Below are 6,323 nucleotides of genomic sequence, written 5' to 3'. Positions count from 1 at the left end.
TCTTGAAGAATGAAGGCGCGTGGGTCGTCCGTGCTGATCCGGCGCAGCGTGAAGGGCCTGCGGCCATCTAGGCCATGCTCGGTCAGCGCCGCGCTCAATAGCGCGCGGGCGTCTTCCTCGGTGTCAGCCACGACGACGGACGAGACGCCGACAGGGTAATGACCGTCATGGTCTACGCAGGTGTAGACGTTCATTCCGTTTCCTTTCCGTTCTCAGGAAACGAGCGATACATAAGCCATTGATTTGCCTAGCCTTCGGATTAACCCTTTCTTAACGAAAGGCTGGCGCTCGCCGGCACCCTTTGTCACATGGCTTCGTTGGATGAGGCCGGGAGTTGGAATCGTGTCCGCGGGCGCGCTGCATTCGCTTTATGTTCTGTTGCTGGGCTTTTCGATCGCGGGCGTGCTTGCGACCGGCTACCAGTTCGTGACCGCTCGTCCGGCATCGTTCAACATTTTCGGTGATGGAACCGGCCCGAAAGCCGCCGCGCATGTTCCGTTTCTCGTGTTCGCGGCGCCCTTCATCATCCTGCGCGATGCGATCAGGCTGCGCCGGCCAGGCGTCGAGAATTTTTTCGCCGCAATGGTCGCGACGGTCGTCGCCGGCTGCTGGAGCCTGATGTCTGGAAAATTCGTTATGCTGGCGGTCGCGGCGCTCGGAATGGGCTGAGCGCGAAACGGTTTCGAAAGTGCGAGCATGGCGATCTACGAACTCGACGGGCAGGCCCCGGAATTTCCCGCCGACAACCGGTACTGGGTAGCCGAAACCGCGGCGCTGATCGGGCGGGTCCGTCTGAAGAGCGATACAAGTGTCTGGTTCGGGGCAGTATTGCGTGGCGACAACGAATGGATCGAGCTTGGGCTGCGCTCGCAGATTCAGGACAACGCCACCCTGCACACCGATCCGGGATTCCCGCTGACCATCGGCGAGGATTGCGTCATTGGCCACAAGGTCGTGCTCCATGGCTGCACGATCGGGAACAACAGTCTGATCGGCATGGGTGCGATCATCCTGAACGGCGCCCGGATCGGCAACAACTCCCTGGTCGGGGCGGGCGCGCTGGTCACCGAGGGAAAGTCATTCCCGGACCATTCGCTGATCGTGGGCGCGCCGGCGCGCGCGATCCGCACTCTCGACGACAAGGCGGTCGCGCAAATCCGGGATGGCGCCGACATCTATGTGCGGCGTTCGCGCGACTATGCCAAAGGTTTGAAGCGGGTCGGCTGACGCGTCTTCCGCCGGCCGCACCACCGGCCTAGAATATCGAGACTGGTTCGACAGCATTGGGAGAGCTGCTGATGAAGCTGCGCCTCGCCGCAATGGCGATCGTGATTGCGTTGGTATCGTCGATCGCGACGCCGGCGAGCGCGGACCGGCTGGTCGCGCTCGTGATCGGCAATTCGAAATACGACAAGGCCGGGTCGCTTCCCAACGCGCAGCGCGATGCCGCCGCAATTGCAGACCGCCTGCGCGATCTCGGATTCGAGGTGACCGAGGTTTTCGACGGCGATGCGTTCACCCTCAACCGGACGGCCGAGCGCTTCATCGCGCAGGCCCGTGGCGCCGATCTCGCGCTGTTCTACTTTGCCGGGCACGGGATCCAGCTTTTCGACCAGAATTTTCTGCTCGCCCGCAATGTCGATCCGAACGAGATTTCGCGTGTCGACGATCTTGGCCTCGATCTCAACCGCTTCATGGCAACGCTGCGCGGTTCTGGCGCGATCCGGCAGGCGCTGCTGATCGATGCCTGCCGCAACAACCCGTTTCCGTTCGAGGAGACGGTGCGCCTCGTCGACCTTGTACGCAAGGTAAAGGCGGCGGATGGAAAGACGACGGATCGCAAGGCTGCGGCCGGGCCGGAGCCGAGCGGCAATCGCGGTCTCGCGCGTGTGGTTCTGGCGGAGCCCGGCCGCCAGACTCAGGGGGCGGAGACGCTGTTTTTCTTCGCCGCCCAGCCAGGTCAGGTGTCGTTCGATGGTGCGGGACAGAACTCTTTTTTCGTGGAAGGCCTGAAGGAGGAATTGAGCAAGCAGGGCCGTCCGCTCACCGAGATGTTCCGCAATGTCAGCGCCTATGTGCGCACGGTCACCAAAGGTGAGCAGATTCCGCAGGTGGTGAGCGACTGGAGCGCCGACGTGGTGCTTGGCAAGTCACCCGCGAGCCGTGTCGAATACCAGGTCGCCAGCAACAGCGATCGTGCGCTGTCCAGGCCGGATCGCAACTTCGTGCTGCGCTCGGCGAACGGGTTCGGAAAATTCGAGGGCGACTTCATCGCCAAGGCTGGCATCGGCGACCTGCCGAGTGGCGACATGAGCGAGGCCGAGCGCGAGCGTGCGCGCACCCTCGGCCATGTCCAGGGCTTCTCGATCAAATACGACCTCGACCGCGACGGGCGCGAAGAAACCCTGAGCGTGCATTTCCAGCAGACCGGATTCTGGCTGACACTCGAGAGTCAGGGCGTGGTCGGACAGGTTGCAAGCTGCGTCGACGGCGATACGCCGACCGCAATGGAGGTCGCGCTCAAGGACATCAACGGTGATCGCCGTCCCGAGGTCTGGGTTGCCTACGAGACCGAAGAGACGAGCGGGTGGGGAAAATTCTGCGTGCTCGAATTCAAGGGCATCCCGAGCCTCGCCGAGCGGCGGCGTGCCAGCACCGGGCAGGTCAGACTGTTGTTCTCGGCTTTCCGCACCTTGCTCCGCGGCGAAGCCGGCTGGAGGGTCACGGTTGCCAATGACAACACCATCAAGGCGTGCGGTGGCAGCGGGTGCCATACGCCGTGGTCATACGCGTTTGACGGCAGCAAGTTCCGGCTGATCGACAATGGCGGCGCCAAACCAGGCGCGGCGGCGGCGCTGCCCTTCGCTGACGAGAAGGAACGCGCCGCAAACCTTTATGCCGGGCTGTCGCGATCGTCCGGCGGGGTGCTTGCCGCGCAGGATTGGCGAACGGTGCGCAAGAGCAATGACGGAATGACCGTGACGGCGCGCGTCGGACGACGCTCCGAATTGACGTACACGTGCAGCGGCAATCAGTCCGGCACGCTGGGTTACGAAGCGCTGGAATTTCGCGACAAGCCGTCCTCAAATCCGTCCGGCCCTGCCGAGATCGAATTCGAGCCCTCGCTCGCCTATGGCGAAAGCGCCGAGCGTGCGCCGATGCTGCTCGACGGACGCCCCTGCGGTCCGATCTATTTGACCAGCGAGCAGGGTGTCATCCGCGTACAGACACCCGATGAGGAACCGAGCGCCTGCCTTGACGGGCTTGCGCGCGCGAAATTGGCGACGCTGCCGCTTCTCAGTCTGGATGGTCTCCTGAGGGTCCGGCTCGACGGAGGCGGGCAGGCATTGGCGTCGGCCCGGGCCTCCTGTCAGGGGCGGCTTGTGAGTGTCGCGCCGGAGACGCCGCGGCAGAATACGAACGCAACGCTGGACAATCGCGCCCGCGCTTTCGTCGAAGACTATATGCGGCGCACGGAAGGGCAGACCGATGCGGTGCTGGCCTTCGTTCGCAACAGCTTCGGCGCCGAAATCCGATATTACGGCAAGGTGGTGCCGAATGCGCAGGTGGTTGAGGAAAAGCGCCGGTACCTCAACCGCTGGCCGCAGCGGCGTTACAAATTGCGGCTCGATACCATGCGCGTGCAATGTGAAGAAGCGCGATCGACCTGCCAGATGTCGGGCGAACTCGACTACGAGGTCCGCGATCCGGGTGCGAAGCGCGCGTCCAGTGGAGCGGCCTCATACGATCTGCGCGTCGTGTTCACACAGGCGGGACCGAAAGTGATCGAAGAAAGCGGGCGCACGCTCGCGCGCAAGAACTGAGCGCAAAAAAATGCGGCCGGCTCTGGGGGGGAGCCGGCCGCCACGAGCCCGGTCTGGGACGGGGAGGGGTGGGGACGTGACCGGGATCGCGTTCTCGCTGTCTCTCTGGTTCGTTGAGTTAGCGTGAAGTAGCGGTCGAGATGGTAGGACGCGGGTCGCCGAGCGATATCCAGACATTCTGGTCGTGCTGCGACTGCCGTTTGACGAAGCGATAGGTGGTGTCCGACCACAGCAGGATGTCGGGATGCTGGTTGTCGAGGATGAACTCGCCTTTGTCGGTCTTCACCGTGAGAACCGCGTGACCATCGCCGTTGCGCTCGCGCACGACGGTGATCAGCAGCGCTTCGCGCGGCCAGCCCGCCTTGATCAGCATGCGGCGCTTGAGCAGAACATAATCCTCGCAATCGCCGCGGCCGGTGTCCGGATAGGACCACTTCTCGACCACGCCCCACTGGTCCATGTCGGTGATCGGCTTGATGGTGTCGTTCACCCACTTGTTGACGCGAACAAGATCTTTCCAGACCTTGGTGGTGAGCACGACGTCGCGCGGTGCGGAGCGGGCGATGTTGCATTCGCGCGGATTGTCGGCGCAAAATTCAATCCACCCGATCGGCGCTCGTGACGAATCTCCGGTCGACACGAACAGCGGACGTTGACTGGCGGCTGCGGCACTTCCGAATGCGATCATGCAGCCGGCAGCCGCGATCCGGACGCCTTCGCGCATGTTGAGCAGAACCCGTTGCACGCGTGACCCCTTCCCTTGTCGTTGGGTCACACTTCGCACAAAGCTTTTGTCTTGCGGCTAAGTTGAGCGCCCGCTTTTGAGGCGAAAGCGAGTAAAGAGCGATGCGAATAAGGGATTTTGTTGAATCGAAATCGACTAAAATTGTATCCATCCGCTTTTGATGCAAAGTCCCTCAATCGCCCGACAAGCGCCTGACCGCGTTGTCGATTGTCGACGTCGGTCGGCAGACATCGTTGGCTTGAAGCGGACGCAGCCGCGACGGGTGACGACGATCTGCGGGTGCCGGGAGCCGTCCCGCAGCGATTGCATGGTGCCGGCGTTTACTCGCCGGTGACGCTTTCTTCCAGAAAGTCCGGATGCTGAAGACGCAGGAACTCGACGGCAAAGCCTTCATCGAGATGGCGAACGACCCGCCCCTGCACCTTTCCGATCGTCACCAATGCGCCGAGCGGCGGGCGCTGGTCGGTCGCGACCGCGGCGCCGGACAGCGACACGTCGATCAGCCGACATCCGAGATTCACTCCGTTCGGAAGCACCAGCATGGTCATGGGATTGCGCGGCGCGAAGCGGCCATGCCGGCGATCTTCCGGGGAGGCAAGCAGATGGCGGTTGGCGAGCCAGGTAAGCTGCGCTGCGAGCTTGTCGCGCTTGCGCGCGGTCGCCGCAATGGTCGAGGCGAAACCATTGTCGAAATGCCGTGTCACGACGCCTTCGAGCCGGCCGACATGGTCGATATAGGCGATCACCCGCTCGCCGATCTGCGGGAATACCGGTGCGAATACCGCCATGCCGCCGGGCGACATGTTCACCACCTGGCACGGAAATTCGCGCCGGTCCGGAAGCATGTAGCGGCCAAGCAGATTGACCTTCACGCGCTGGAAGCGGCGCCGTTCTTCGCTGTGAGGAAGAACACGGGCATTTGCGTGGGCGAGACCGGTAAAGAAAACTGCCATGACGCGCGATGCTTGACTTGCCCGCGTGCAAATTGCACGCGCCGGTTAAAACCTATTCAAGCTGCGTTAACGCAGAGTTAGCCCTGATTTTTTCGTGAAATGCCGGACATCGCCGCCGGATAGATGACAAAGCCCGGACCCTGGAGCGGACTGTGCCGGCGGCTCAGAAAGTCCGGTGCCGCGACCGCTTCCCGTCCCGCTGCCGTAAAACGCAGATCCCCGAGCCGCAGCATCTGCAACGATCTGGTTCCAAGCCAATAGGGCGGCGGTGGGACCGTAGCGAGGGCCCCGAGCACGAGGGTGACCTCCTTGCCGGAGTCGGTGAGCGGGAGCAGCACCATTTCCAGCTCGACCTTTTCCGTGTCGCAATTGCACCCGGCCACCCGAGCAACGATGCCATCCGCTTCCTCCGCTACCGCCGCAAGAATGTCGGCGAGCGCAGCTCGGTCGCGTTGGGACCAAAGATGCTGGAACGGCGTCGCGGTCAGTTCTCGCCCGAAGAATTCGCAGATCGCGGTTCCGGCAACGCGGAACGGATGGCCGATGTCGGGATCCAAAGCCAGGATGAAGGTGCTGGCAAGGCTGTTTCGGATTGCGGGGAGATCGAGATCGGCACGCGCCGGCGCGCGCCGTCTGCCGCGCAGCGTGTTCCAATAGTCGAACAATTCCCGCGTGACCCGCTGCTTCATCCGTTCCTGTGCCGAGCGTGCCGCGCGACCCCGCAAACTGATCCGAATCGGGGCAGATTGGGGGCGGGCGGCTGGTGTCGGCTCACACGCTGCAGCTCTAGTGCCGGCTGCG

General features: G+C 63.1%; 7 protein-coding genes. 3 read left to right on the top strand and 4 right to left on the bottom strand.

Annotated features, from left to right (window positions below; all coding sequences use genetic code 11):
• Positions 1-194 (bottom strand): hypothetical protein (locus tag AB7F49_RS36980; protein WP_428532216.1); only part of this gene is annotated, 194 nt, incomplete at its 3' end.
• Between the two features lie 148 nt (positions 195-342).
• On the opposite strand from AB7F49_RS36980, the gene AB7F49_RS36975 reads away from it, so the two are divergent.
• From AB7F49_RS36975 to AB7F49_RS36965, 3 genes are all read left to right on the top strand, one after another.
• A complete protein-coding gene (locus AB7F49_RS36975; protein WP_428532213.1) occupies positions 343-669 on the top strand; it encodes a DUF6949 family protein in 327 nt (108 codons plus the stop codon).
• Positions 670-696: 27 nt separating this feature from the next.
• Entirely contained in the window at positions 697-1,227 is a 531-nt protein-coding gene (locus tag AB7F49_RS36970) for a gamma carbonic anhydrase family protein (protein WP_428532210.1), read from the top strand.
• Positions 1,228-1,298: 71 nt separating this feature from the next.
• Positions 1,299-3,824, top strand: a complete 2,526-nt coding sequence (locus tag AB7F49_RS36965; RefSeq protein ID WP_428532207.1) for a caspase family protein — start codon at positions 1,299-1,301, stop codon at positions 3,822-3,824.
• 118 nt (positions 3,825-3,942) lie between these two features.
• On the opposite strand, the gene AB7F49_RS36960 is transcribed toward AB7F49_RS36965, so the two are convergent.
• The 3 genes from AB7F49_RS36960 to AB7F49_RS36950 form a co-directional block, all read right to left on the bottom strand.
• Complete coding sequence (locus tag AB7F49_RS36960; protein ID WP_428532219.1) at positions 3,943-4,548, bottom strand: transglutaminase-like cysteine peptidase; 606 nt, start codon at positions 4,546-4,548, stop codon at positions 3,943-3,945.
• Between the two features lie 341 nt (positions 4,549-4,889).
• A complete protein-coding gene (locus AB7F49_RS36955; protein WP_428532204.1) occupies positions 4,890-5,522 on the bottom strand; it encodes a PilZ domain-containing protein in 633 nt (210 codons plus the stop codon).
• Between the two features lie 77 nt (positions 5,523-5,599).
• Positions 5,600-6,211: a PAS domain-containing protein gene (locus AB7F49_RS36950; protein ID WP_428532201.1), complete on the bottom strand. Its 612-nt coding sequence runs from the start codon at positions 6,209-6,211 to the stop codon at positions 5,600-5,602.
• Positions 6,212-6,323 lie beyond the last annotated feature (112 nt).

This window comes from Pseudorhodoplanes sp., assembly GCF_050250235.1.
GTDB lineage: Bacteria > Pseudomonadota > Alphaproteobacteria > Rhizobiales > Xanthobacteraceae > Pseudorhodoplanes.
Note: the sequence above shows the minus strand (reverse complement) of the source record. Positions and strands in the feature narration are given on the sequence as shown.

What these genes read in the sequence shown, in the direction of transcription:
- AB7F49_RS36960 (WP_428532219.1), bottom strand. Translation starts at nt 4,548, where the DNA reads ATGCGCGAAGGCGTCCGGATCGCGGCTGCCGGCTGCATGATCGCATTC.
- AB7F49_RS36970 (WP_428532210.1), top strand. Translation starts at nt 697, where the DNA reads ATGGCGATCTACGAACTCGACGGGCAGGCCCCGGAATTTCCCGCCGAC.
- AB7F49_RS36950 (WP_428532201.1), bottom strand. Translation starts at nt 6,211, where the DNA reads ATGAAGCAGCGGGTCACGCGGGAATTGTTCGACTATTGGAACACGCTG.
- AB7F49_RS36955 (WP_428532204.1), bottom strand. Translation starts at nt 5,522, where the DNA reads ATGGCAGTTTTCTTTACCGGTCTCGCCCACGCAAATGCCCGTGTTCTT.
- AB7F49_RS36965 (WP_428532207.1), top strand. Translation starts at nt 1,299, where the DNA reads ATGAAGCTGCGCCTCGCCGCAATGGCGATCGTGATTGCGTTGGTATCG.